This window comes from Leptolyngbya sp. PCC 6406 (genome assembly GCF_000332095.2).
Lineage (GTDB): Bacteria > Cyanobacteriota > Cyanobacteriia > Phormidesmidales > Phormidesmidaceae > PCC-6406.
Genome location: NZ_KI913949.1, coordinates 4,029,895 through 4,052,315, shown reverse-complemented (window position 1 = coordinate 4,052,315; position 22,421 = coordinate 4,029,895). Strand labels below are relative to the sequence as shown.

Here is a 22,421-nt window from a genome sequence, read left to right as displayed (position 1 = left end):
TACCTTTGGAGTCTGCGTAGGTTGGGTGAAACGGAGTGGAACCCAACAGCGGTGGGTCATGTTGGGTTTCGCTAGCGCTGCACCCAACCTACAAATTGAGGCTTGACAGAGCACTAGGCTAACGGCCAATACCCAGGTAGCGGAACCCTGCGGCTTCCATAGCCTTTTGATTCAGGAAGTTGCGGCCATCGATCAGCACTGGCGTGTGCATAAGCTTCGCCATCTTGCCGTAGTCGAGAGACTCAAATTGCTTCCAGTCTGTGACCAGTACGAGGGCATCACAGCCGTCCGCCAGTCGTTCGGGATCCGTTTCCACAATCACCCCCGATAGACCATCCCGCAGACCACTTTGGGAGACGATGGGATCGTAGGCTTTGACCCTGGCCCCCAGACGATTAAGCTGCTCGATCAGGGTCAGAGAGGGGGCATCTCGCATGTCGTCGGTGTCGGGCTTGAAGGTGAGCCCCAGAAGGCCAATGGTTTTGCCCTTCAGGATTTTGAGTTCCTGCTGGAGTTTTTCCAGGGCCACCAGTCGTTGGTGCTGGTTGACGCTGACGGTGGCCTTCAGCAATTCTGCCTCGTAGCCATAGTCATCGGCAGTGTGTAGTAGGGCCAGCACATCCTTCGGGAAGCAGGAGCCACCCCAGCCAATGCCCGCCTGGAGGAACTTCTTACCAATACGGGAATCGAGGCCAATGCCCAGAGCCACCTGGGTGACATCGGCTCCAACGCGATCGCAAATATTGGCCACTTCATTAATGAAGCTAATCTTGGTGGCCAGGAAGGCATTGGAAGCGTACTTCACCATCTCGGCGGAACTCAGGTCCGTCACCACCACGGGCACCTGAGGCAGATCCGCCTCCTCAGCAAACTTACGCTCCACCAAGGGGGCATAGAGTTCCTGCATCATCGAGATCGCGCGTTCATTGTTGCTCCCCAGGACAATACGATCAGGGTTGAAGGTATCGTAGACCGCCGAGCCCTCCCGCAGAAACTCAGGATTACTGACCACATCAAAGTCGGCCTGAATGGCCTCCTCCGTAGACGGTCCTCCAGCCCCCACCAGCGCCTTTCTGCGTTCGGCAATACCATCCAAGACGATCATCCGGACCCAGTCCCCCGAACCAATGGGCACCGTAGACTTATTGACGATGACCTTATAGCCCCCATTCAGGTGAGCGCCAATTCCACGGGCTACCGCCTCCACATAGCGGGTATCACTCTCCCCCGTAGGCAAAGGCGGCGTACCCACAGCAATGAACAGAATCTCACCGTGGGCCACCCCCGCCGCCAGATCCGTCGTAAAGGTGAGTCGCCCCACCTCCATAGAAGACTTCATCAACTCCGACAGACCGGGCTCATAGATCGGCGACTGACCCGACCGCATCAGGGTCACTTTTTGCTCGTTGTTATCAACGCAAATGACATCATGACCAATGTGGGATAGGCAGACACCGGTCACTAGGCCCACATATCCAGTTCCAATTACACAAACACGCATAGGGTTACAGTCCTCATTGCACTAAGGTGAGCTTTCCAAAATAGATGCCACTTGGCGGGGGGTGCCCATCAATATTGATATCTAGGGCTAGGGTTCCCAAGGGCAGCAACCGACACGATAGTTTCCAGTGGTAGTTTCCAGCGGTTAAACCCTGGGGTGTAGCGCTGGAAATCATCACCCACCAGCTCGTGGCCCAGTCGGCACTGAGCCACGAACGGTTAGGGAGATCTAGATCAAGGTAGATTCCGCCATGGAGGGGATCCCCATAGCAATGCGAGCCCGAAAATCTTCAATGGTCTTTTGCAGACCTAGAGTCAGGGGGATAGTGGGCTCCCAGCCAAGAGCCGTCTTGGCCAGAGTGATATCAGGCTTGCGACGGCGGGGGTCATCCTGGGGCAGGGGTTCAAACTTAAGTCGGGCTTCGGGGTTGACCATGGCCTGAATGGTTTCCGCCAATTGCAAGATGGTGTACTCATCCGGGTTACCCAGGTTGACGGGGCCAACGGTGTCGCTATTCATCAGCCGAATGAATCCCTCCACCAAGTCCGAGACGTAGCAGAAGCTCCGGGTTTGGGATCCATCGCCGTACACCGTCAGGGGAATGCCCTTGAGAGACTGGACAATCAGGTTGCTCACAACCCGGCCATCGTTCTCTAACATCCGGGGACCATAGGTATTAAAGATCCGCACCACCCGAATATCCACACTATTTTGGCGGTAGTAGTCAAAAGCTAGGGTTTCCGCCACCCGCTTGCCCTCGTCGTAGCAACTGCGGATACCAATGGGGTTAACATTGCCCCGATAACTTTCTGGCTGGGGGTGAATTTCAGGATCCCCATAGACTTCGGAGGTGGAGGCGAGAAAGAAACGGGCTTTAACCCGCTTAGCCAAGCCCAACATATTGAGGGTGCCGAGGAAGTTGGTCTTGCTCGTTTTGACGGGATTGTACTGATAGTGAACCGGGGAAGCGGGGCAAGCCAAGTGGTAAATCTGATCCACCTCTAGGCGGATGGGCTCTGTAATGTCGTGGCGAATCAGTTCAAAGCGGGGATTGCCAAACCAATGCTGAATGTTGCGCTTGTGCCCGGTGAAAAAGTTATCTAGGCAGAGAACCTCATGGTTAGTCTCCATTAGGCGGTCAATGAGGTGCGAGCCAATAAAACCGGCTCCGCCAGTGACTAAAATTCGCATAGGAATTAGGTGTCGAGAAGGACCAGGAACAAGGGGCTCCTGCGGCTACACTCAGGAGGATACCCCTCCTAGCCCTTGGAGTAACCCCTTCTACCAGGATTTACGGAGAACTGCGACTTCCCAAACACCTTATAGGGGAATGAATGCCCCAATTCCCATTCCGTTTGGCTTCGTTCACGGCAATCTGCTTTCTGGTTGCCGCCTTCCGCTTGCCGCCTAGATGTCCTAGAGGACGTGCAATTAAATAACACCCCACCACCAGCCCAATATCGGCCACCCGCCCACCGGGCAGCCACCCTACGACTCGGTTACTCCTCCCGAAGACACAGAGGGAAGCCTGTCATTCCGAGCGACATTCTGCATTGGGCGCGGAAACCGCGCCCCTACCCCAAAGCCCAATATCGGCCACCCGCCCACCGGGCAACCACCCTACGACTCGGTTACTCCTCCCGAAGACACAGAGGGAAGCCTGTCATTCCGAGCGACATTCTGCATTGGGCGCGGAAACCGCGCCCCTACCCCAAAGCCCTGCGGGCAGGCGGCGAAATCTTCGGTTCTGGATCGTTAATCCAGAACCGAAATCCAAAACCGAGCTGGGATCTTGTTAGCGGGGGCGACGAGCCCCGCGATCGCGGTGTTGTGCCATCAGGGCTTCCCGGAGTTGCTGGCGCTGCTCTGCCGTGAGCACCTCCGTAATTTCCTCCCGAGCAGTCATCATGACCGTCCGCACACCAGCCTTCTGTTCATCGCTGAGGGTGATGCTGGTAAACGCTTGCCAGTAACTTTGGGTTTCTGCGAAGGTTTCTGCAAAGGTCGCCTGCTGCTCTGCCGTGAGCAGTGCCGCCGCATCAGTGCGACTCCGGGCTACCACCTCCTGAATCTGAGACTTTTGATCCGTCGTCAGATCCAAGGTGGCTAGAGCCTGGACCACTGCCTCTGGGTTGGGGCCACCTCGCCCCCGTGCCCCATGCCCGTTACCCCGGCGTGCCCCCATGGCCTCCTGGAGTTCCTGACGTTGTTCATCCGTCAACACCTCACCGATCTCGCCATGGGCAGTGGCCATGATTTCGCGCACGGCAGCTTTTTGGTCATCGCTGAGGTTGGCCGCCTGAAATGCCTGCCAGTAGTTGGGGCTATCGTTGGGGCTGTCGCTCAAGGCTGCGGTAAAAGCTGCTTTTTGTTCGTCGGTGAGTAGGGTCTCTACCTCGGCTCGAATTCGGGCAAAGATGTCTCCAATGGCGGTACGTTGTTCCGAACTCAGCTCTAGGGTCTCTAGACCGGGATGACCATTGGCGCGAGCGCTATGGGGTTGGCTAACTAGGGTGGCTGCCCCCAGGGTTACAGCCCCCAATAGTCCAACCAAGCTCGCTGTTAACAGGCGTTTCATAGGGGTTCCTCTGGTGTTCTGTTAGGGATGAAATCTTGACGTAATCTCATCCTAGGCAGTGCCTTGAGGACTGCCCTGGGGCAAAGGTCATAGTTCAACCATGACTTTGGCCATGATCACGGGGGAGCCTCTTTGCGCTTTGATGGAGGTCGATGCAGGTAGGGTGATGCCCCCAATAATTCGTCCAAGTAACCATCCCTTTCCCTTTTTGCTGCATCTGGAGTGGGTGCTGCTGGGGGTGGCGGTAGTAAGTGAGTTGACTCCGGTGCCCTTACCCCGCCATACGGTAGGGCCGGGGGTTGCGATCGCGGCTCTACTCCTCTTTGGAGCCCTAGGGCTGCGGCTACCCACTCAGTCACCGTGGCTCCGAACCGTCCACATTGCCGTCCAGGGCTGTCTGATTCTGCTCGCCTCCCAAGCCGGGTTAGCGGGGTTACGACTATTTCCCTTTCTCTACTTAATTTTGCTGATTCGCAGTTGCCTGATGCTGGCCATGGCGGGACGCATTGTGGTGCTCTGCGGATCTTTTCTGATGTTTGCTGGGGTGTTGCAGGTGCGGCTGCGGCTCTTGGCAGAACGGCTACCCTTCCGGGTGGGACGGCCCCTCTTGCCGCTGTTGACCGGAATCCAGGTGAATTTAATCTTCCTGTTCGGGGTGCTGATGGTGTTTGTATTGTTCATGGTCAACGCCTTACTGGCGGAGCGACAACGGCGGGAGGAACTACGGCGGGCTAATGAAAAGCTGCGGGAATCCGCTGCCCAGATCGAAGCCCTGGCGATGGCCCAGGAACGCAGCCGCATTGCCCGCGACATCCACGACTCCCTGGGCCATTCCCTTACCGCTCTCAATATCCAGCTCGAAAGTGCCGTCAAGCTCTGGCCGGGGGATGCGGCCAAGGCCCATGACTTTCTACTCCAGGCCAAGCAAATGGGTTCCACCGCCCTAGAGGATGTGCGGCGGGCGGTGGCCACGATGCGCTCCAATCCACTCCAGGCCCGATCGCTGTCGGATGCGATCGCGCAATTAGCCCAGCAATTGACCGAGGCCACCGGAGTAACGCCCCAGATCAAGATCAATGCCCCCTCCCTCCCCAGCTACCTTCAGGTAAGCATCTACCGCATGATGCAAGAAGCACTGACCAATATTGCCCGCCATGCCGAAGCCACTGCCGTGGATATTTCGGTGCAGACTATCCCCGCTGACCATGGCGGCGGTATCTCCGTCACCATTCGCGACGATGGTCGGGGCTTTTTTCTAGATGACAACCGCACCGGGTTTGGCCTCAAGGGAATACGGGAGCGGGCGGAGGGAGATGGGGGTCGATTTCAACTGATCAGCGCCCCCGGTGAGGGCTGCACCATTCAGGTGTGGTTGCCGCAACCACCCTCGGCAGAAGATGAACTCCTGGGGAGATAGACCATGATTCGGGTACTGCTGGTGGATGACCAGGTGATTATTCGTCAAGGCTTACGGGTTCTGCTGGGGCTAGAGGCAGATGTGCAAGTCGTGGCGGAAGCGGAAAATGGTCGCCAAGCGCTCCAAGTTCTGCACACCTGTAGCAATGGTCCGGAGGCGGTAGAGGTGGTGCTGATGGACATGCGAATGCCTGTCATGGACGGGGTTGCCGCCAGTCGCGAAATCCGTCAGCGCTTTCCCACGGTGAAGGTTTTGGTCCTCACCACCTTTGATGAGGATGAGTTGGTACAGCAGGCGATCGCGGCGGGGGCGATGGGCTATTTGCTCAAGGACACGCCCTCGGAGGAGTTGGCGGCGGCAATTCGGGCGGTGCATCGGGGCTATACCCAGTTTGGCCCTGGCATTTTTCAAAAGATGATGCCGACGATGACCACTACGCCTGACGCGCCCCCCCTACCCCCTGGGTTCCAAGACCTCACCCCTCGGGAACGACAGGTGCTGGCGCTGATTGGGTCGGGGGCCAGTAACCGGGAAATTGCCGCCCAGCTCTACATCTCTGAGGGTACGGTCAAAAACCATGTAACCAATGTGCTGAATCGACTGGAATTGCGCGATCGCACCCAAGCCGCCCTCGTTGCGGCCACGATCCGTGACCACCTGCCCAGCGGCAGCTAAGCGGTTCAGTTCCTGGGTGGGTCTTTACCTGGGACTACCTCCTACCCTGGGGCGATCCTGTCCCATCAGGGGTTTAGAGCCTATGGCTATGCGATCGCCCCAGGGTAGGGGGGAGATCGCGACATCCTTGGGGATCTGAGTCGGGGAAATGTGGTCTAGTCTGAAGAAGTCTCGATGTCGGTGCCTAGGGCGATTACAGACCCGTGCAGATCCAGATCCATGCAGATCTAGATCCATGCAGATGCCCTAGACCCATGATGTCGGAACAGTGCGCTCTGGGCAGGCGGGGTTCTCTAGCCCCCCATCGCCACCCTGGACTGAAGGATACTGGACTGAAGGATAGTTGAGGATATCGCCATGTACCCCCAAGGAAATAACGCTCAACTCAACTTTTCGGGCCTAGGCTGCTGGCTGACGGTGATTGGGTTTGCATGGCTTTTGGGAGCCTTGGGTCTAGGCTGGCTGGTGAAGTCTATCGCCGTGTTATTGGTTCTACTGTTGGTGGCCCCCGTGATTGGCTTCCTGGGGTTTCGCTGGTGGCTGAACCGCAACCTGATTGAGGGAGCTTGCCCGGTGTGTCAAACCTCCTTGACAGGGTTAAACAAGATGCGGACGGTCTGCCCCAATTGCCAAACGCCGCTCCAGGTGACGCTAGAAGGGTTTCAGCGGGATGTCCCCGAGGGTACGGTAGAGGTGGATGCGGTGGACATAACGGACGATACCCGCGATGCCACGGTGGTCTCCGTGGAAGTGTTGCCCCCAGTGGAGGAGGATCGCTAGCCGCCGGATGTTCTTCCCCTACGTCGTTATGCTGAAAATAGTCTTCAACGGAATGTGAATGCCATGGTGAGCCCTCGTCCCGATATCCTCTTCATCGTGCTGGACACCCAGCGCGTGGATCGGCTTTCTTGCTATGGCTACGGACTTCCGACAACGCCAAATTTAGACCAATTTGCCGCCACCTCTACCCGGTTTGAAACTGCGATCGCACCGGCCCAATGGACGGTTCCCTCCCATGCCTCCATGTTTACAGGGCTCTATCCCTCGGAGCACACCATGGTCCAGACCTACTCGACGATGCCGGCGGAGATTCCCACCCTGGCGGAGCGGCTGCGGGACGGCGGCTACTTTACTGCGGGCTTTTGCAACAACCCCCTAGTGGGAGTGATCAACAATGGTCTACGGCGGGGCTACCTCAGCTTTTTGAATTACAGCGGCCTCCTCACCTCCCGGCCTAACCAGGCAGGCAGTTCCTCCGGCTGGTTGGATCGCTATCGCCAATGGTTCAAGCGGCGGCTCTCTGACATCATGATCAGGCTTCAGGATGCCTTTGCCCGCTCCGACTGGCTGCTGTCCCTATCCTTTACGCCCCTGATGGTTCCCCTGTGGCAGACGGCCCTCAGCTTTAAGGGCAACACGGCTAAATCCTTGGAGGATACGGCACGCCTATTGTGCGATCGCAATGGTGTCGATGCAGACCAACCCATCTTTGCCTTTGTGAATCTGATGGGAACCCACATGCCCTACCACCCCCCTCGCGCCTACGTAGAGCAATTTGCCCCCCATGTCCTGCGCGATCGCGATGCCCGTAGTTTTCTCCACCGCTTCAACAGCGACGTATACGGCTGGCTAGCCCCTCTTACAGGAGCCCTAAATGAGGAGCAAAAGAAAACCCTAGATGGCATGTATGACGCCGAGGTGGCAGCCCAAGATGAACACCTAGGGCGCTTCTTTGCCAAGCTGTCCCAATCCGGTTGCCTGGATAACACCCTCGTCATTATCTGTGCCGACCATGGCGAGCACCTAGGGGAAAAGCAGTTCATGGGCCACAGCCTATCCATCTATAACGAACTGGTGCGGGTGCCCCTGATTATTCGCGACCCCGCCCAGCGCCTGCCCCAGGGAGCCGTGGTCGAGGAGGTGGTCTCTACCCGGCGGCTGTTCCATACAGTGCTGGACGCAGCCCATCTGGCCAGCGAACCAGAGCAAACCCTAAGTCTGGTGACAGATCCAACCCTGGTCAGTACCGTGGCAGAACTGGACTATGTCTTTGCAGAAGCTATTCCCCCCCAGAACTTGGTCAACCTAATGCAGCGCCGCCAGCCACAACTGGTGCGAGATCGCGCCTGCGACCAACCCCGACGGGCAGTATGGATGGGACACCATAAACTGATTGAAACTGGGACCAACCAAGTAGAACTCTACGATGTCCAGCAAGATCCCCAGGAAAACCTCAACCTCAGCGCCATCCTGCCGGAAAATGTGGAAGTTCTTCAAGGTTGTCTCCAAGCCTTCGCCGGAGAAATTGACGGCTACGGCACCGCCACCACGGCCCCCCGTGCTCAAGGGTACGACGATCCCGAAGTGCAGCGCCGCCTTCAAGAACTGGGCTACCTAGAAGACTAAAGAATCTGCGATAAGGGTATCAACGTAAGCCGAGACAATATTGGTTCCGAGGAATTCAGGAGTCAGGAGTCAGAATCCAGTACTCTCCTAGATTCTGGCTCCTAATTCCTAACTCCTCCCCAAGAGATTTGTCCCGCTTTGAGTTGATACCCTGCGATCATATACAGCGATCCTGCATGAACTTTGAGTAAGCGTCTTCAGAGGGTTCGGGCAGAGAGGTCATCAGCTAAAATCGCGCAGCATTTTCTTGATTTCCAAGTTGTGCAGCTCCTCTTGGCCAATCTTGGTGCGGGCATATTCTTCTAGATAAATGCTGGCGTTCTCAACCACCCCCAGAAGCAGCTTGTACATCTGCAATGCTTTTTGCTCGTGGTTTAGACTCTCTTGCAGCAGGTCTCGCACCCCATGTCGATTCGTCTCCTCAATAGGCGCGATGCGCTGGCTGGGGTGTTCCTCCAGGCCAGTAATAATCTCCCCGGCCTCCTGAGCGTGGAGCAGCGACTCAGCAGCTTGGGCCTTAAAAAAATCCACAATGGGAATCCGGTTAGGCCCCGTCACCATCAAGGAATAGTGCGTGTAACGCACTACTCCCGCCAGCTCAAATTCCATAATCTGGTTCAGCAGTTCCGTCGTGGCTCTAGTATCAAGATCTTGCATTGGCTACAAATAATTAATTGACAACTCAAATCCCTTTCTCCTGCGGAAAAATTACGCTAACGACAAGCGCAGGACAAGGCCACCCATCTGCCCATTCACCTAGCCAGCCAGCCGCCCCTACTCCGACTGCTGCGTTGCAATCCCTAGCGTCGCCCCCTCAATCTCCCGCAATTCATCCATCACCGCAATCACTCGGCCATGGTTCACCGCCTCATCGGCATTAATGACAATAACCGATTCCTGAGTTGCGTCCATCAGGGCACGCACGCCCGCTTGTAAATTTTCGAGGTTAATCGCCTCCCGATTCAGGGCAATATCCCCCGAATCTTCCACCGTTACCGTAATCCGCGTTTGCTCTTGTACTTCAGCACTGGCTGCCTTAGGCAGATTCACCGGCAATGATTCTGATCGAGTCAAATACAGGCTAGAGATAATAAAGAACGTCAAAATCGCAAAGATGACATCGATCATCGGCACGATATTGAGTTCAAACTCGTCTTCGGCTTCTTCGGGAAGGTAGGACATGGGGTGTTGGGGTGTTGAGTGCTGAATTCAGCTCTACAGAGAGGCATCAAAACTTAGAACTCAACCCGCCTACCTCACAAAAGACTCTTCCCTAAGTTGGCTTCTGCGTTCGTAGTGGGTTTCGTAGAGAATTTCGAGCTGCCCGCCATATTCTTGAATTAGGGCGATTTGGCGCTTGTAGAGGCCACGAAACAGGTTGGCAAACATCAGTGTGCCGATAGCCACGACCAGCCCAGCAGCGGTAGAAATCAGCGCCTCGCTAATACCGCCTGTAACTGCCCCAGCATTAGCCCCCACATCCCCTAGCTGAAGAGCATCGAAGGAAGCGATTAAGCCCAAAATGGTACCGAGTAAGCCTAACAACGGGGCCACGCTGATGATAGTGGCAAACACGGTGCTAAAACGGCGTAGATGGGGAAGTTCGGACTGCATAGCGCTAGCTAGGGCTAAGTGAAATTGCTTGGGGCTGGCCCCTTCAATTTCCAGCGCTTCGAGAAAAATGCGGGCGATGGGCAGGCTAATGTTTTGCCGCAGCTTGGGGTAGACATCCATCGGAGCCTGTCGATAGGTGCGCAGAATGTCTTGCATCACTCGGCGCTGGCGCTGATTGAGCCGGACCCAGAAGATTAGCCGCTCGATGATGAGTGCGATCGCAACCAATGAAAACACCAGCAGCGGCCCCATGACAATGCCGCCTGCGGCCAAGATACTGCCCATAGTTAGTCCTTATCGTGCATTCCCAACTTCATCGCGCATTCCCGACTTCAGACGCCTACCCTGCCGTCGGGCTGGGTAGGCAACATCAAACTGTTGCAAATTACTGTCAAATGCATTGAGCCTGATTCTGGTGCCATTGTCAAGATCTTATAGGGAATAGATCCTGATAGTATATTGAGGAGGCAGGTTGTCTTAAGGCAGGTCAATTCTTTTTTCTGGCCTGTATTCCTTGTACACCAGGAGATTTCATCCTTGTTTATCAATCTAAACCTGTTCTCCACTTAAGCCTTTAGCCCAGCCCGTATAGCTACCTTGTTGAATTAATTGTCAACAACCTGCAACATAGTCAAGACTCCTTCTCAATATTGAGGAGGGTTATGACTCACCATTCCTTTGGACAGAGCCCATGAGTCTTTCTACCCTCTGCTTCGAACAACACGAGCAAGACCAAGCTAGGCTGCAAAAGCTCCTAGTCTGGGGGCTTTTAGGGTCGGTGGGGGTGCATGCGATCGCCTTTGGCCTCAGCCACCTCAACCTGCGGCCCAACACTGAAGAGGCCGAACTTGCCCTCATCGAGTTGATTGTCACCGAGCCTCTGGCCCCAGCCCCCACCCAGCCTGCCGACCTTAGCACTGAGACGCATGACCCAGCCCCGGCTCCAGCGACTCGGGCTCCAGCGACTCAGGCCCCAGCCCCAAAAGCAGCGGTGGTTACCGCTCCCCAGCCCGTCGAGGTTGCCAAGTCTGAGGTCGCTGAAGCTGTAGAACCTGAACTCGCTGAAACCGAAGCGGAATCAGACCTGGAAGTGCCTGAAGAAGTGCCTGAGGAGCAGGAAGAAGAAACCGCTGAGTCAGCCCTGCCACCCGAAGCAGTTGAGACGGAAGCGGAAATTGCCGAAGCAGAAGAAGAGCCGACAGCGCCAGACTTAGCCGCTGTGCCAGAAGACGCTTCCCAATTTGATCGACTCCGTGACTTTTTTCGGCGGCGGCGAGATGCCGATCGCGGTGCAGTCGCGACAGAGACTCCATCCGCTGGTAGCCCTGAATCATCTGGACCGCCGTCCCTTGACGCAACGGGTACCACCGAAACAACGGCTGCCCGCCCAGGCACGGGCACGTCAGAAACTGCCAATCCCTCAGAAGGCGGTAATGGTCAAGGTCAAGGTTCTCGTACTGTGGCTTGCCAAAACTGTGTGCGCCCCAACTATCCCCAAAGTGCTCTGGATGCCGGTGTTGAAGGCCAACCCATGGTCAGCGTCGATATCAACCCCGATGGCAGCGTCCGTAGTGTGACCCTAACCCGCTCTAGCGGTAACCCTGACATTGACCAAGCCGCTCTCCAGGCTGCCAGAAACTCACGGTTCCAGCCCGTCAGCGGGGGAGCCAGGGTGCCCATTGAGTATGACTTAACTATTGAAGGCTCGCGCCGTAACCGCGATGCTCGCCGTCGGGGCGAACGTCAAACAGTAGAGCTGCCACCAGAACCAACGCCTACCCCTGAGTCAGCCGCAACTGCGCCAAGTCAAGCCCCTACCGCTCCGCCAGTACCCTCTAGGGAAAATGTCGAAGCCAACCCACCAACGCCAGCACAACCGGCGGCTTCAGATTTAGATTCGGAATCCGAGCCCGCAGCCGAGCAAGCCGCCCCTGTGACTGAGCCCGAGGCTGCAACCCAGCAACCACCCCCTGCGGCTCAGCCCGAGCCTGCAACCCAACCACCACCCCCTGCGGCTCAGCCCGAGCCTGAATCTGACGACAATTCTGAGAGTTAACCCTCTCCGATACTCAGCACCACTTTGAGGTTGCACCTAGATGAGGATGGTGCGGCAGGGGGCAAGTCTGCACATGTAATGACTCCCCCCAGGGAACCAGTCCGATCAGCGAGACTTTATCGATCCAGGTACAGGCCAGGGACGGATCAACCCAGGAAGACACCCTGGAGCTGAGGATCAAGCCCGATCAGCGGGGACTTTATCGATCCGAGGGATGTTTTCGCTGAAAGCCTCGAAAGGCTGCCGCCCTGGAGGGAAATCTGAGAGAGTCCTTGTCAGTACGTTAAGGATTTGTTACATTAACGTTACAGATGTTAAAGAGCTTTTAGATATGCACCCTTCTACCCGTGACGCTCTGGCACGCTACTACGCCGCCCAACCCAAGGCGGCAGTATATACGGCCCAGATGACTGAAGATGCAACCCAGATCGACTGGCAAGAGGGACTTCTGGCAATTGCGATCGCAGCTTCCCTAACCGCTACGATAATTGCGATCGCAGCTTAGGTCCATCCTTATTACCTCCAGACCTTCAGAATTACCCTGAATAAAAAAAGGAGGTAGATGCGATCGCATCTACCTCCTTTTTTTATTGATGTAGTGCTCATAGTGAGATGATTTCTACCCGAGAGCCCCCCTGTCTCAGTCAGCACCAACAATATCGTCGGGGTGAACGGCTGTGCACCTAATGCGGAGACTTGCTTTCATAACGCCCGCAATCTAGTGCTCAGTCAATTAATAATTGACGGGTGACCGAAACCCTGGAGTTTAGTTGGGGTTAAATCTTGAGGGTCTTCGGCCCGTCAAAATTTTCCTGACAGAACACTAGGGCGTGTGGACAATTAACGGGGAAACCCTTGCGGGGTAGGCATGCCCCCATCCGCCCTACGGCATCAAGTTAGGGGCTGTAACCGCCCTATAACCAGGAAGCTGACTTTGATTTTCCACAGCCCCTAGCCGTCTCCAAGGAGTGATTCCAAATAGCTGAGGTGACGAGGGGCACGGGATTCTGCTGGCGGCTGATGTGGAACGGGACAAAACGCCGCTGCCCGGAGAACACCGTAGGGGACACGCCCTGTAAGCAGCGGTTGCGGCTGAGCGGTGCGAGTTTGAACCACCATGGCGATCCCTCGGTAACAATGCCCCCATTCTATCCAGGTGAAATTTTCTCTAGGGGATCTTGATACGTATATTGAGGTGATCTCAGAGAGGTGTCGTAGGTGATGGGTTTTTCAGGACGTGAAATCCCCTAGTCTCAACGCCGACGGAGGCTAGGCTATCTCATCACAAATGTGTTGAAAGGCTAAGGCTGGATCCGCCGCCTGGGTAATGGGCCGACCGATGACTAGATAGCTGGCTCCCGCTGCGATCGCATCCCCCGGCGTCATCACCCGACCCTGATCCCCCTGCGCTGCCCAACTTGGGCGCACCCCTGGACACACCAGCAGAAAATCCGCCCCGCAGATCAACCGCAACTGCGCCGCCTCCTGGGGAGAACACACCACCCCCGCCAGTCCTGCCTCCTGAGCCAACAGAGCCATTTGCAAGGCGTAATCCGTCAGCTCCAAAGGTACCTTCAGCTCCAAGGCCAACGTCCGAGACTGGATGCTGGTCAGCAGGGTTACCGCAACGATTTGGGGAGGGGGTACCTGTGCCAGCGCAGCCCCCTCCAGCACCGCCGCTTGGGCCACCACCAGCGCCGCCTTACCCGCCGGGGCATGGACCGTCAGCAGATCCACCCCATACCGCCCCGCCGCCCGACAGGCTCCCGCCATCGTATTGGGAATGTCGTGGAACTTAAGGTCCAGAAAAATGCGCTTCCCCCGCGCCTTCAACGCCGTCAAAATTGCAGGACCATCACTGACAAACAGTTCCAGCCCCACTTTCCAAAAAGACACCAGAGGCAGGGCATCCACCAACGCTAGCGCCTCGGTCACCGTGGGTAGATCCAACGGCACAATAATGCGCTCAGCAGGAAGGACAGGGGATTTCAGAGCAGACAGAAGAATACCCATTAGGGCACCAACCGCAAGAATTTCTTCTTGCCCACCTGCAAAACCTTCCCCAGCAACACCTCCGGACTGTCAAACCCCTGATTAGGATCGGTAATGCGATCGCCCCCCAACTTCACCCCACCATTCTGAATCTGACGACGGGCATCACTGCTACTGGCGCACAGAGGCGTTGCCCCCACCAAGTAAAAGGCTTTAGCCGGAAAATTCACCGCCGCCAGAGAAAACTCCGGCACTGCCTCCGCACCGCCACCGGTTTGCACCAGACTCAGGGCATCCTGCTGGGCCTGGTGAGCAGCCGCGTCGCCATGACACTGGCGCGTGATTTCCAAGGCCAAGAGCTTTTGGCGATCACGGGGATTCTCCGGCAAACTCTCCAGAGGCATCCGGGTCAACAGCTCAAAATACTGGGGAATCAGAGAATCGGGCACCTTTTCCAGCTTGGAATACTGGGTCAGGGGATCCTCCTGGAGGCCCACATAATTGCCCAGGGACTTCGACATTTTCTGCTCCCCATCAGTCCCCAGCAGTAACGGCAGCAACATCCCAAACTGGGGCTCTAGGCCAAAGTGTCGTTGCAGATCCCGCCCCACCGCAATGTTGAACTTCTGATCTGTGCCCCCCAACTCCACATCCGCCCGCACCGCCACCGAGTCATAGCCCTGCATCAGAGGATAGAAAAACTCGTGAAGAAAGACCGGACTCCCCTTCTCATAGCGCTCCGCGAAACCCTCCTTCGCCAGCATTTGCCCCACGGTCATGGTGGCAAAAAGATCCAAAATTTGGCTCAGATCCAGGATCGAGAGCCACTCAGAGTTGTACCGGATCTCCAACCGGCCAGGGGTATCAAAATCCAAAATGGCTCGTACCTGATCTAGATAGGTAGCCGCATTCGCCTTCACCTCCGCCTCAGTGAGTTGCTTCCGCACCTCCGACTTGCCCGTGGGGTCGCCGATGCGGGCGGTGAAATCGCCGATGATCAGCACAGCGGTATGGCCCGCATCCTGAAATGCCCGCAGTTTCCGCACCGGAATACTGTGGCCTAGGTGAATCTCAGACCCCGTGGGATCAATCCCCAGCTTGACCCGCAGGGGTCGAGCGTCTTGCCGCACCGACCCTGACCCACCGCAGGTTTGTAACCGGGCCAATAGGCTCTGATGCGGATCTGAGGTACCCGGCTGATCCGGGAAAACCTCGCTCACCCCCCGATAAATCCATTGAAACTCGTCTGGAATCAACGCCATCGGCTGAATTTGAAAGATATATAGAATCGCAATCAATCATATTACTTCCCGTCTTTGCCCAGGGCATAGGGCGCACCCGTGTGGTGCCCCTACGGAAAAATTCGTGACCTATTCCTAAAGGCATGGCACTGCTATGGACCCATGCTATGCCCTGATGTCAAGGAGGCGTGTTTTTGTCCTTTACCCGCCTAGACCTCCACCCGCCTGGAAGAGTGGCAGTCTTTCAGGGAGTACTCTATTCTGTTGCCATTGGTACAGACGAGATTTTCCTGGTCAATCCCCAACCCCTGCCGTTTCAGGTCTCTAGTTCCTATAATTGCAACACCTCAGGTTTCATAACCGCCTTTAGCATCCTTACATAACTTCTAAATCCGGTGTCTTCTAATACAGTTCCCCAACGGCGATCGCGCTCCATCCGCCAGACCTCAGACCTGATCAAATACATTCAGGATGTGGGACAAGTCACCGTGGCCACCCTCCTGGGCTCCACCATGCTGCTCAGTTCCGTAGCAGCAGGTGGGTTGGTGGGGCTGGCCATTAGTTTCCGCAACCTCCCCGACGTGCGGGTTCTGCGAAACTACTTACCCAGCGAAACCAGCTACATCTACGACATCAAAGGCACCCTCCTCTACAGCCTCCACGACGAGGCCAACCGAGATGTGGTGGATCTAGACGAAGTTTCGCCCAACCTGAAGCGGGCGATTCTAGCCATTGAAGACAGCCACTTTTACGCCCACCGTGGCATTAACCCCAGTAGCGTGGGTCGTGCCTTTCTGGCCAACTTTCAGGCAGGCTCTACCGTAGAAGGCGGTTCCACCATCACCATGCAGTTGGTGAAGAACCTATTTCTGTCACCTGATCAAACCATTAGCCGAAAGGTCGCGGAGGCGGTCCTATCCCTGCGCCTAGAGCAGATCTTTGAGAAGGATCAGGTTCTGGAAATGTACCTGAATCAGGTCTACTGGGGCCATAACACCTACGGCGCAGAGACCGCTGCCCAGAGCTATTTCAACAAATCCGCAGCGGATCTGACCCTAGCAGAAGCGGCCATGATGGCGGGATTAGTGCAGGCTCCCGAAGAATATAGTCCCTTTGTTGACTACCAGCTAGCCAAGCAACGGCAAGCCACGGTGCTGGGGCGGATGCGACAACTGGGCTGGATTACCGCCGAAGAGGAAGCCACCGCCAAGGCCCAACCCCTGATGCTGGGGGAAATTACCTCCTTTCGCAGCAGTGTCTCGCCCTATGTGACGGAGGCGGTGGTGCAGGAGCTGAAGGAGGTCTTTGGCAATGAAGCAGTGCTCAAGGGGGGAATGCGGGTCCAAACCACGGTGGATCTGGCGATGCAACAGACCGCCGAAGCCACGGTTCAGCGGAACCATGCCCTACTGCGACAACGGGGACTGAATGCGGACCAGATGGCCCTAGTAGCCATCGACCCCCGTACCCATTTCGTCAAGGCCATGGTGGGCGGTGTGGACTACACCACCAGCCAATTCAACCGGGCTGTTCAGGCCCAGCGTCAGCCCGGTTCTGCCTTCAAGCCCTTTGTCTACTACGCCGCCTTTGCCTCTGGGCGTTACACCCCCGACAGCATCATCCAAGACACCGCCGTTAGCTACCCCGACGGCTACGAATACTATTCTCCCCGCAATTACGATGGCGGATTCATGGGCAATATCCCCATCCGTCAGGCGCTGGAGGTTTCCCGTAATGTGCCTGCGGTGAAGTTAGGACAGGAAATCGGGGTGGCCCGTATTATCGAAATCTGTCGGCTCTTGGGGATTGAAAGTCCGATGGAACCCGTTATTTCCCTCCCTCTGGGAGCGGTAGATCTAACGCCAATGGAAATGGCCGGAGCCTATGCCACCTTCGCAAGCAATGGTTGGCATTCTCCGCCCACCTTCATCGTTCAGGTGACGGATAGCAGCGGTAATGTGCTGCTGGACAACACACCTAAGCCCCAGTTGATCCTTGATCCCTGGGCGGCAGCTTCTCTGACGGATGTGTTGCAGGGAGTGATTGCCCGAGGTACGGGTACTGGAGCCCAACTGGGTCGTCCTGCAGCGGGCAAAACTGGGACAACCGACTCTCAGCGGGATATTTGGTTTGCGGGCTATGTACCCCAGTTGGCGACAGCCATCTGGGTGGGTAACGACGATTACAGTCCCCTAGGCGTTGGGGCCACGGGGGGTGGCTTTGTGGCTCCTGTCTGGCGTGACTTTATGAATCAGGCGCTGGTAGATGTTCCGGTGGAAAATTTCCGCAACGCCTCCGAATTTGCTAAGCCCTAGTGCTCTGTCAAGCCTCAATTTGTAGGTTAGGTGCAGCACTTTGTAGAATTCTTGTGGGATAGCCATCTTGGCTGTCCTACTCAAGTTGGGCAGGCCGGAGGCCCACCCCACAAGAATTCCATACAAGGTTGGGTTGGGTGCAGCGCTAGCGGAACCCAACATAGCCCACCGCTGTTGGGTTTCACTTCGTTTCACCCAACCTACGCAAACTGTTGGCCTAGGACTTCTAAATACGCTCCACGGGCGGTTGCCCTAAGACGTGCAGGATGTGACCCAGCAAGACCTGCGTAGCCCGAATGACCCAGAGCACTCGCAGACGATCTCCCTCTGAGTCATCACCCTCTGGCCCCTGACCATAGGGCCGCCACTGACTCAGCAGGTCATAGAGAGATGCCCCCAAGCAGTAGCCTTGTCGCCAATAGGTTGGGGGGGTGCTATGGCGAGCCAGGGTATCTAGCGCCTGGACTAGGGCAATCAGGTGGGTCGCTCCCAGCCCAACAGACGGGTTTTCGATGGACTGCTTCCAGACGGGGGGTGCACTCACAATCGGTCGCGAGCTATGTGTCCCCGGTTCTAGGGCCAGCCACTTGGCCCCATCGGCCTGCACCAGCCAACTGCCGCAACGGCCATAGCTGTATTGAACAAAGGCGGGTAGGGAAAGCCCTACGCGATCGCAGAGGGGCAGATTCCAATTCCTAGGCGTCAGGAACGGGGACTGAGTTGGGGGTATCGCCCCTTCTCCCCGATACACCGCCGTCGCTTGCCATTGATTAAGCTGCTGGAGCCAAGCCATCACCCCGGCAAGACTGAGGGTAAACCACAAGTTCCCCTGGGGATCCGCCTCCACCCGCCACGTCACCAGCGCCTCACTGAGTTGTTGCGCCAGCCCTATCCCCCCCCGGAGGATTACGGGCTGTCCCCAGGTCACTTTATACACCAGGGGTAAACGACTAGGTACGAGGGTGATCCCAGGGGGGCGCTCCGTCGCCGTCGTGACCCCGATCGTCTTGAATGTATCCTGCAATACGGTTTTGGGGGACAGGGCAAAGAGCGCATCAGCCATGATTGGGCGATGCAGAAAAGAATATTTAGCGGTATTCATCAAAATCCAGTACGCCCACGGTAGGGGCGTATGGCTGTGCGCCTTGAGGGATATACACAATCCAACTGCATTTCGCTATTTATCCTAGAAGAATCCTAGAAGAAGGGGGACTCAAAAGTGCGATGGTTAGGGACCGGCCCACAGGGATCTTCGCGCCAGGGCATCCCCCGCTTCCCGCTCCATCCAACCCTTATCTCCCGTGACTACATCCCAGGAGAGACAACAATTCAAAACGGTATACCTTAGGATGGATGAAATCGATAACCCGCCTTCAGTAAATTCAACAGGGTCGTCTAGGCATAGAGAAAGGTATTTTAGGGGTAATTCAGGTTGGGCTGCTGCCCCAGCCCATCAGTTCCCAGATAGATTTTCGATGCAGCTAGCTTGTCTACGGAGAAAGTTTGGGTAGCCTTGTTCTTGGCTAGGAGCTGTAGACAATCAAAGCCAGATTACTGATCCAGATCACTGATTATGAGGCGTTTACAGCCCCTAGCTTAATTCAGTAGGGCAGGCGTGGTCATACTTACCCCGCAAGGGTGTCCTTGTTAATTGCCCACACGCCCTAGGTCCAGTTCAAACCTGCCCGTAGTTCCCTCCCACCTACACACTCACCATGTATTCACCCTCTTCCGCCGGCAATAGCGTTCGCCCCTTTCTAACCTGGCAGCGCATTTCAGACTGGGCTCAAGAGCACTACCGCTGCCGCACCTTTGCCAAGGATGAGCGTATTCCCGCCCGCCCCGGTCTCCTCTACCTTGTCCAGCGGGGATCCGTCCGCCTCACGGGCAATGCCCAGGTGAATGGTCCCCTTGACCCCGATGAACCCACCCCCACCACCGCCCTCATGGCCCAAGACGAGGAAGCCTTTCTCGGGTTTGTGGGAGCGGGTCAGCCCTTCGAGATTGTGGCTCAGGCTCCCTTTACCCTCCACAGCTTTGCCCACGTGGACCAGACTACGGTGATCTGGATGTATTGGCATGATCTAGACAACTGGCCCCATTTTCGGCGAGAGATTTCCGATGCCTTTCGCCACCAGCATCAACGTAAGCTGCTGTGGCTCAGCACCCTAGGTCAGCGCCGCACCATTGACCGCCTCATCGGCTTCCTGACTCTTTTAATCGAAGAGTTTGGTGAATCCTGCGACGAGGGCTATTATCTCCCCTGGTCCCTGACCCATGCTCAAATTGGCAGCGCCATTGGCTCCACTCGGGTCACCATTACTCGCCTAATGGGCAAATTGCGCCAGCGGGGCATGATTCAAGTCTATGGAGATGGCTTGCTGTGTCTACCCACCGCCGATCCCTCTACCCCGCTTCAGAAGCAAGCCTAAAAACAGGTCGATATCACACAAATCGTTGACTTGATCATGGATATACCCATTGACACTGAAAAGGCTGTGTATATTAGATAAAGACAAGTTATCGGTAGCTAGGGCAAGTCATGGTCACCAGCACCAGCCAGCTGGGTGTTACCACCACCGGAGCATTGGCGCGAGATGCTCAGAAGCTGAAAAGTATTTTTGAAACTGTAGATGCTGCCAGTTGTCCTAGGGAGTACAACTTTCACATGCACACCGTCTGTTCAGACGGTCAATTGACACCTACAGCCCTGATAGAACAGGCGATTGACTTGGGACTGAAGGAATTTGCTATCACCGATCACCATACGGTGGCGGGCTATTATCAGGCCAGACAAGAACTGGAGGACTGGCGGTGGCGTCACCCCGCTCGGGTGCGTCGGGGGCCGTCAGGGGTAGTCAGCGGTGCTCTCCCCCGCCTCTGGACTGGGGTGGAGATCACTACCAAGCTGGCGAATACGGATGTGCACATTTTGGGTTATGCCTTTGATCCGGTCCACGATGTCATCCAACCCTATCTGCAAGGGGGCTCTCCCCAAGGAGCCGATCAACAGGCGGCAGCGGTAATTGCAGCTATTCAGGGAGCGGGAGGCTTGGCGGTGCTGGCCCATCCGGCCCGCTATCGTCGCCCTGCGGAGGAATTGGTGCCCGCTGCTGTGGCCCATGGGATTGATGGGATCGAAACCTACTACGCCTACGAAAATCCTAGTGAGTGGCGACCCTGTCCCAAGAAAACTCCCCTTGTCCGTCAGTTGGCGGAACAATTTCAGATCTTTAGCACCTGTGGGACCGATACCCATGGCAAGGTGTTGACTCGTCGGATCTAAGACATCTTGGCGGTGAGAGCCTTGTTTTCCTGGACTTACCCCCTGGGAAGACTTTTTTGGCTCATTTTTAGTGAAAAAGGGTTCCAAATCGGGATATAGCGTTTATCCTTCAAGGCAAAATCAAACAAACTCAATCCGTGCTCCTCTCTTACCTGGATTTTCAGGAAAGCTGGAGGATGCCATTGAGTAATCTTGCTAAGACGAAACCCTCCTAAAACGCCATGCTAGTTGCTCCGATCTTTGTGATTGCTGTTGTGGTGCTGTACTTCTGGACCCAGGACAATTTCCCCAAGTTCTTTCTATTTCCCCAAAAACCCCCAAAATCCGATAAGCATGACAAGGTTGGGGAGGCCGTAGCCAAGTATCTCAGGGAGGTTATCAAGGAATAAAGGCTGTTCCCCAAAAAACCACCCCCCCTGCCAGCCCCCGTATCCCACCTTACCCAGGAGGATGCGGGGGCTTAATATTGCGAGGATATATTATTAGATAGTTATATCGTCATAAGTGTATAATTAATGGGATATGGTCCTAGACTCGGCGCGATAGTTCGAGATCGCGAAAGGCTGGCTCGTTGGGCCATCGTGCTAGCTAGGCCAAGTGTTTTTAAGGAGAGGGATGATGCTATTTCGCCAACTGTTTGACTACGACACCTGGACCTATACCTACCTGATTGCCGATGAGGCCACGGGCGAGGCCGTGCTGGTAGATCCAGTTTTGGAGCAGGTTGATCGCGATCGCACCTTGCTGACGGAGCTAAACCTGACATTGAAATACTGTCTGGAAACCCATGTTCATGCAGATCACGTTACGGGCACGGCACGGCTGCGGGAGATCACCGGCTGCCAGGGGATCGTGCCGGAACATGCCCAGGTGGCCTGTGCGGACCGTCACATTCAAGACAAAGCGGTGCTGAAGGTGGGGTCAGTCACTATCGAGGCCATCGCCACTCCCGGCCATACCGATAGTCACATGGCATTTTTGGTAAACGGAACTCACCTGTTAACGGGGGATAGCCTATTTATTCGGGGATGTGGTCGCACAGACTTCCAAAATGGGGATGCGGGACTGATGTACGATTCCCTGCACCGACTCTTGGCCCTCTCTCCCGAAACCCTGGTTTACCCCGGCCACGACTACAAGGGCCAGACCCTATCCACGATTGGGGAGGAGCAGCGCCTGAATCCTCGGGTGGTGGGTCGTAATCGGGAAGACTTTATTGACTTCATGGGGGGGCTCAATCTGCCCAACCCTAAGAAAATTATGGAGGCGGTGCCCGCCAACGAACGGTGTGGGGGCGTTCTGGCCTCAGTCTAGGCTAACTGCGCTGAACTGGCGTGCTG

Annotated in this window: 19 protein-coding genes; 10 read left to right on the top strand and 9 right to left on the bottom strand. The window is 56.1% G+C overall.

Annotation, left to right across the window (positions count from 1 at the left end; all coding sequences use genetic code 11):
- Nucleotides 1-118: 118 nt before the first annotated feature.
- The 3 genes from LEP6406_RS0217940 to LEP6406_RS0217925 all read right to left on the bottom strand — a co-directional run bounded on the left by LEP6406_RS0217940 (nucleotide 119) and on the right by LEP6406_RS0217925 (nucleotide 4,079).
- The gene (locus LEP6406_RS0217940) at nucleotides 119-1,501 is read right to left on the bottom strand and encodes a UDP-glucose dehydrogenase family protein (protein WP_008311127.1); all 1,383 of its coding nucleotides are present in this window, start codon (nucleotides 1,499-1,501) and stop codon (nucleotides 119-121) included.
- Between the two features lie 228 nt (nucleotides 1,502-1,729).
- Nucleotides 1,730-2,692: a UDP-glucuronic acid decarboxylase family protein gene (locus LEP6406_RS0217930; protein ID WP_008311123.1), complete on the bottom strand. Its 963-nt coding sequence runs from the start codon at nucleotides 2,690-2,692 to the stop codon at nucleotides 1,730-1,732.
- Nucleotides 2,693-3,296: 604 nt separating this feature from the next.
- Nucleotides 3,297-4,079: a Spy/CpxP family protein refolding chaperone gene (locus LEP6406_RS0217925; RefSeq protein ID WP_008311736.1), complete on the bottom strand. Its 783-nt coding sequence runs from the start codon at nucleotides 4,077-4,079 to the stop codon at nucleotides 3,297-3,299.
- Nucleotides 4,080-4,245: 166 nt separating this feature from the next.
- Here LEP6406_RS0217925 and LEP6406_RS0217920 point away from each other — a divergent pair, with 166 nt between their 5' ends.
- The 4 genes from LEP6406_RS0217920 to LEP6406_RS0217905 all read left to right on the top strand — a co-directional run bounded on the left by LEP6406_RS0217920 (nucleotide 4,246) and on the right by LEP6406_RS0217905 (nucleotide 8,577).
- Nucleotides 4,246-5,496 (top strand): sensor histidine kinase, encoded by a 1,251-nt coding sequence (locus LEP6406_RS0217920; RefSeq protein ID WP_036030939.1) that lies wholly within the window; start codon nucleotides 4,246-4,248, stop codon nucleotides 5,494-5,496.
- Nucleotides 5,497-5,499: 3 nt separating this feature from the next.
- Complete coding sequence (locus LEP6406_RS0217915; protein ID WP_008311740.1) at nucleotides 5,500-6,171, top strand: response regulator transcription factor; 672 nt, start codon at nucleotides 5,500-5,502, stop codon at nucleotides 6,169-6,171.
- A 357-nt stretch (nucleotides 6,172-6,528) separates the two neighbouring features.
- Nucleotides 6,529-6,951, top strand: a complete 423-nt coding sequence (locus LEP6406_RS0217910; protein WP_008311742.1) for a hypothetical protein — start codon at nucleotides 6,529-6,531, stop codon at nucleotides 6,949-6,951.
- A 63-nt stretch (nucleotides 6,952-7,014) separates the two neighbouring features.
- Nucleotides 7,015-8,577 (top strand): sulfatase, encoded by a 1,563-nt coding sequence (locus LEP6406_RS0217905; RefSeq protein WP_008311744.1) that lies wholly within the window; start codon nucleotides 7,015-7,017, stop codon nucleotides 8,575-8,577.
- A 222-nt stretch (nucleotides 8,578-8,799) separates the two neighbouring features.
- On the opposite strand, the gene LEP6406_RS0217900 is transcribed toward LEP6406_RS0217905, so the two are convergent.
- From LEP6406_RS0217900 to LEP6406_RS0217890, 3 genes are all read right to left on the bottom strand, one after another.
- The gene (locus LEP6406_RS0217900; protein WP_008311747.1) at nucleotides 8,800-9,234 is read right to left on the bottom strand and encodes a ferritin-like domain-containing protein; all 435 of its coding nucleotides are present in this window, start codon (nucleotides 9,232-9,234) and stop codon (nucleotides 8,800-8,802) included.
- A 117-nt stretch (nucleotides 9,235-9,351) separates the two neighbouring features.
- Nucleotides 9,352-9,759, bottom strand: coding sequence for an ExbD/TolR family protein (locus tag LEP6406_RS0217895; RefSeq protein WP_008311750.1), 408 nt, complete (start codon nucleotides 9,757-9,759; stop codon nucleotides 9,352-9,354).
- Between the two features lie 69 nt (nucleotides 9,760-9,828).
- Complete coding sequence (locus LEP6406_RS0217890; protein ID WP_008311754.1) at nucleotides 9,829-10,476, bottom strand: MotA/TolQ/ExbB proton channel family protein; 648 nt, start codon at nucleotides 10,474-10,476, stop codon at nucleotides 9,829-9,831.
- A gap of 406 nt (nucleotides 10,477-10,882) precedes the next feature.
- Between LEP6406_RS0217890 and LEP6406_RS0217885 the strand changes: the two genes are divergently transcribed.
- Both LEP6406_RS0217885 and LEP6406_RS33000 read left to right on the top strand, forming a co-directional pair.
- Nucleotides 10,883-12,247: an energy transducer TonB gene (locus tag LEP6406_RS0217885; protein WP_008311756.1), complete on the top strand. Its 1,365-nt coding sequence runs from the start codon at nucleotides 10,883-10,885 to the stop codon at nucleotides 12,245-12,247.
- Between the two features lie 331 nt (nucleotides 12,248-12,578).
- Nucleotides 12,579-12,752, top strand: coding sequence for a hypothetical protein (locus LEP6406_RS33000; RefSeq protein WP_008311759.1), 174 nt, complete (start codon nucleotides 12,579-12,581; stop codon nucleotides 12,750-12,752).
- 764 nt (nucleotides 12,753-13,516) lie between these two features.
- On the opposite strand, the gene pyrF is transcribed toward LEP6406_RS33000, so the two are convergent.
- Together pyrF and tyrS are read right to left on the bottom strand one after the other, a co-directional pair.
- Nucleotides 13,517-14,260: an orotidine-5'-phosphate decarboxylase gene (gene pyrF, locus LEP6406_RS0217875; RefSeq protein WP_008311761.1), complete on the bottom strand. Its 744-nt coding sequence runs from the start codon at nucleotides 14,258-14,260 to the stop codon at nucleotides 13,517-13,519.
- Entirely contained in the window at nucleotides 14,260-15,537 is a 1,278-nt protein-coding gene (gene tyrS, locus LEP6406_RS0217870) for a tyrosine--tRNA ligase (protein ID WP_317133853.1), read from the bottom strand. The genes pyrF and tyrS overlap by 1 nt, the downstream gene beginning before the upstream one ends.
- A 338-nt stretch (nucleotides 15,538-15,875) precedes the next feature.
- Here tyrS and LEP6406_RS0217865 point away from each other — a divergent pair, with 338 nt between their 5' ends.
- Nucleotides 15,876-17,795 (top strand): transglycosylase domain-containing protein, encoded by a 1,920-nt coding sequence (locus LEP6406_RS0217865; RefSeq protein ID WP_008311764.1) that lies wholly within the window; start codon nucleotides 15,876-15,878, stop codon nucleotides 17,793-17,795.
- A gap of 226 nt (nucleotides 17,796-18,021) precedes the next feature.
- Here the strand turns inward: LEP6406_RS0217865 and LEP6406_RS0217860 are convergent, their stop codons facing one another.
- The gene (locus LEP6406_RS0217860) at nucleotides 18,022-18,858 is read right to left on the bottom strand and encodes a hypothetical protein (protein WP_008311765.1); all 837 of its coding nucleotides are present in this window, start codon (nucleotides 18,856-18,858) and stop codon (nucleotides 18,022-18,024) included.
- Between the two features lie 652 nt (nucleotides 18,859-19,510).
- Between LEP6406_RS0217860 and LEP6406_RS0217855 the strand changes: the two genes are divergently transcribed.
- The 3 genes from LEP6406_RS0217855 (at nucleotide 19,511) to LEP6406_RS0217840 (ending at nucleotide 22,395) form a co-directional block, all read left to right on the top strand.
- A complete protein-coding gene (locus tag LEP6406_RS0217855) occupies nucleotides 19,511-20,227 on the top strand; it encodes a Crp/Fnr family transcriptional regulator (RefSeq protein ID WP_008311766.1) in 717 nt (238 codons plus the stop codon).
- Between the two features lie 110 nt (nucleotides 20,228-20,337).
- Nucleotides 20,338-21,081 (top strand): PHP domain-containing protein, encoded by a 744-nt coding sequence (locus LEP6406_RS0217850; RefSeq protein WP_008311767.1) that lies wholly within the window; start codon nucleotides 20,338-20,340, stop codon nucleotides 21,079-21,081.
- 618 nt (nucleotides 21,082-21,699) lie between these two features.
- Nucleotides 21,700-22,395, top strand: a complete 696-nt coding sequence (locus LEP6406_RS0217840) for an MBL fold metallo-hydrolase (RefSeq protein ID WP_008311770.1) — start codon at nucleotides 21,700-21,702, stop codon at nucleotides 22,393-22,395.
- The last annotated feature ends 26 nt before the right edge of the window (nucleotides 22,396-22,421 follow it).

Coding starts and splice junctions, on each gene's coding strand:
- LEP6406_RS0217855 (WP_008311766.1), top strand. CDS start 19,511: ATGTATTCACCCTCTTCCGCCGGCAATAGCGTTCGCCCCTTTCTAACC.
- LEP6406_RS0217910 (WP_008311742.1), top strand. CDS start 6,529: ATGTACCCCCAAGGAAATAACGCTCAACTCAACTTTTCGGGCCTAGGC.
- LEP6406_RS0217850 (WP_008311767.1), top strand. CDS start 20,338: ATGGTCACCAGCACCAGCCAGCTGGGTGTTACCACCACCGGAGCATTG.
- LEP6406_RS0217885 (WP_008311756.1), top strand. CDS start 10,883: ATGAGTCTTTCTACCCTCTGCTTCGAACAACACGAGCAAGACCAAGCT.
- LEP6406_RS33000 (WP_008311759.1), top strand. CDS start 12,579: ATGCACCCTTCTACCCGTGACGCTCTGGCACGCTACTACGCCGCCCAA.
- pyrF (WP_008311761.1), bottom strand. CDS start 14,260: ATGGGTATTCTTCTGTCTGCTCTGAAATCCCCTGTCCTTCCTGCTGAG.
- LEP6406_RS0217940 (WP_008311127.1), bottom strand. CDS start 1,501: ATGCGTGTTTGTGTAATTGGAACTGGATATGTGGGCCTAGTGACCGGT.
- LEP6406_RS0217900 (WP_008311747.1), bottom strand. CDS start 9,234: ATGCAAGATCTTGATACTAGAGCCACGACGGAACTGCTGAACCAGATT.
- LEP6406_RS0217905 (WP_008311744.1), top strand. CDS start 7,015: ATGGTGAGCCCTCGTCCCGATATCCTCTTCATCGTGCTGGACACCCAG.
- LEP6406_RS0217925 (WP_008311736.1), bottom strand. CDS start 4,079: ATGAAACGCCTGTTAACAGCGAGCTTGGTTGGACTATTGGGGGCTGTA.
- LEP6406_RS0217860 (WP_008311765.1), bottom strand. CDS start 18,858: ATGGCTGATGCGCTCTTTGCCCTGTCCCCCAAAACCGTATTGCAGGAT.
- LEP6406_RS0217920 (WP_036030939.1), top strand. CDS start 4,246: ATGCCCCCAATAATTCGTCCAAGTAACCATCCCTTTCCCTTTTTGCTG.
- LEP6406_RS0217895 (WP_008311750.1), bottom strand. CDS start 9,759: ATGTCCTACCTTCCCGAAGAAGCCGAAGACGAGTTTGAACTCAATATC.
- LEP6406_RS0217930 (WP_008311123.1), bottom strand. CDS start 2,692: ATGCGAATTTTAGTCACTGGCGGAGCCGGTTTTATTGGCTCGCACCTC.
- LEP6406_RS0217915 (WP_008311740.1), top strand. CDS start 5,500: ATGATTCGGGTACTGCTGGTGGATGACCAGGTGATTATTCGTCAAGGC.
- LEP6406_RS0217890 (WP_008311754.1), bottom strand. CDS start 10,476: ATGGGCAGTATCTTGGCCGCAGGCGGCATTGTCATGGGGCCGCTGCTG.
- LEP6406_RS0217840 (WP_008311770.1), top strand. CDS start 21,700: ATGCTATTTCGCCAACTGTTTGACTACGACACCTGGACCTATACCTAC.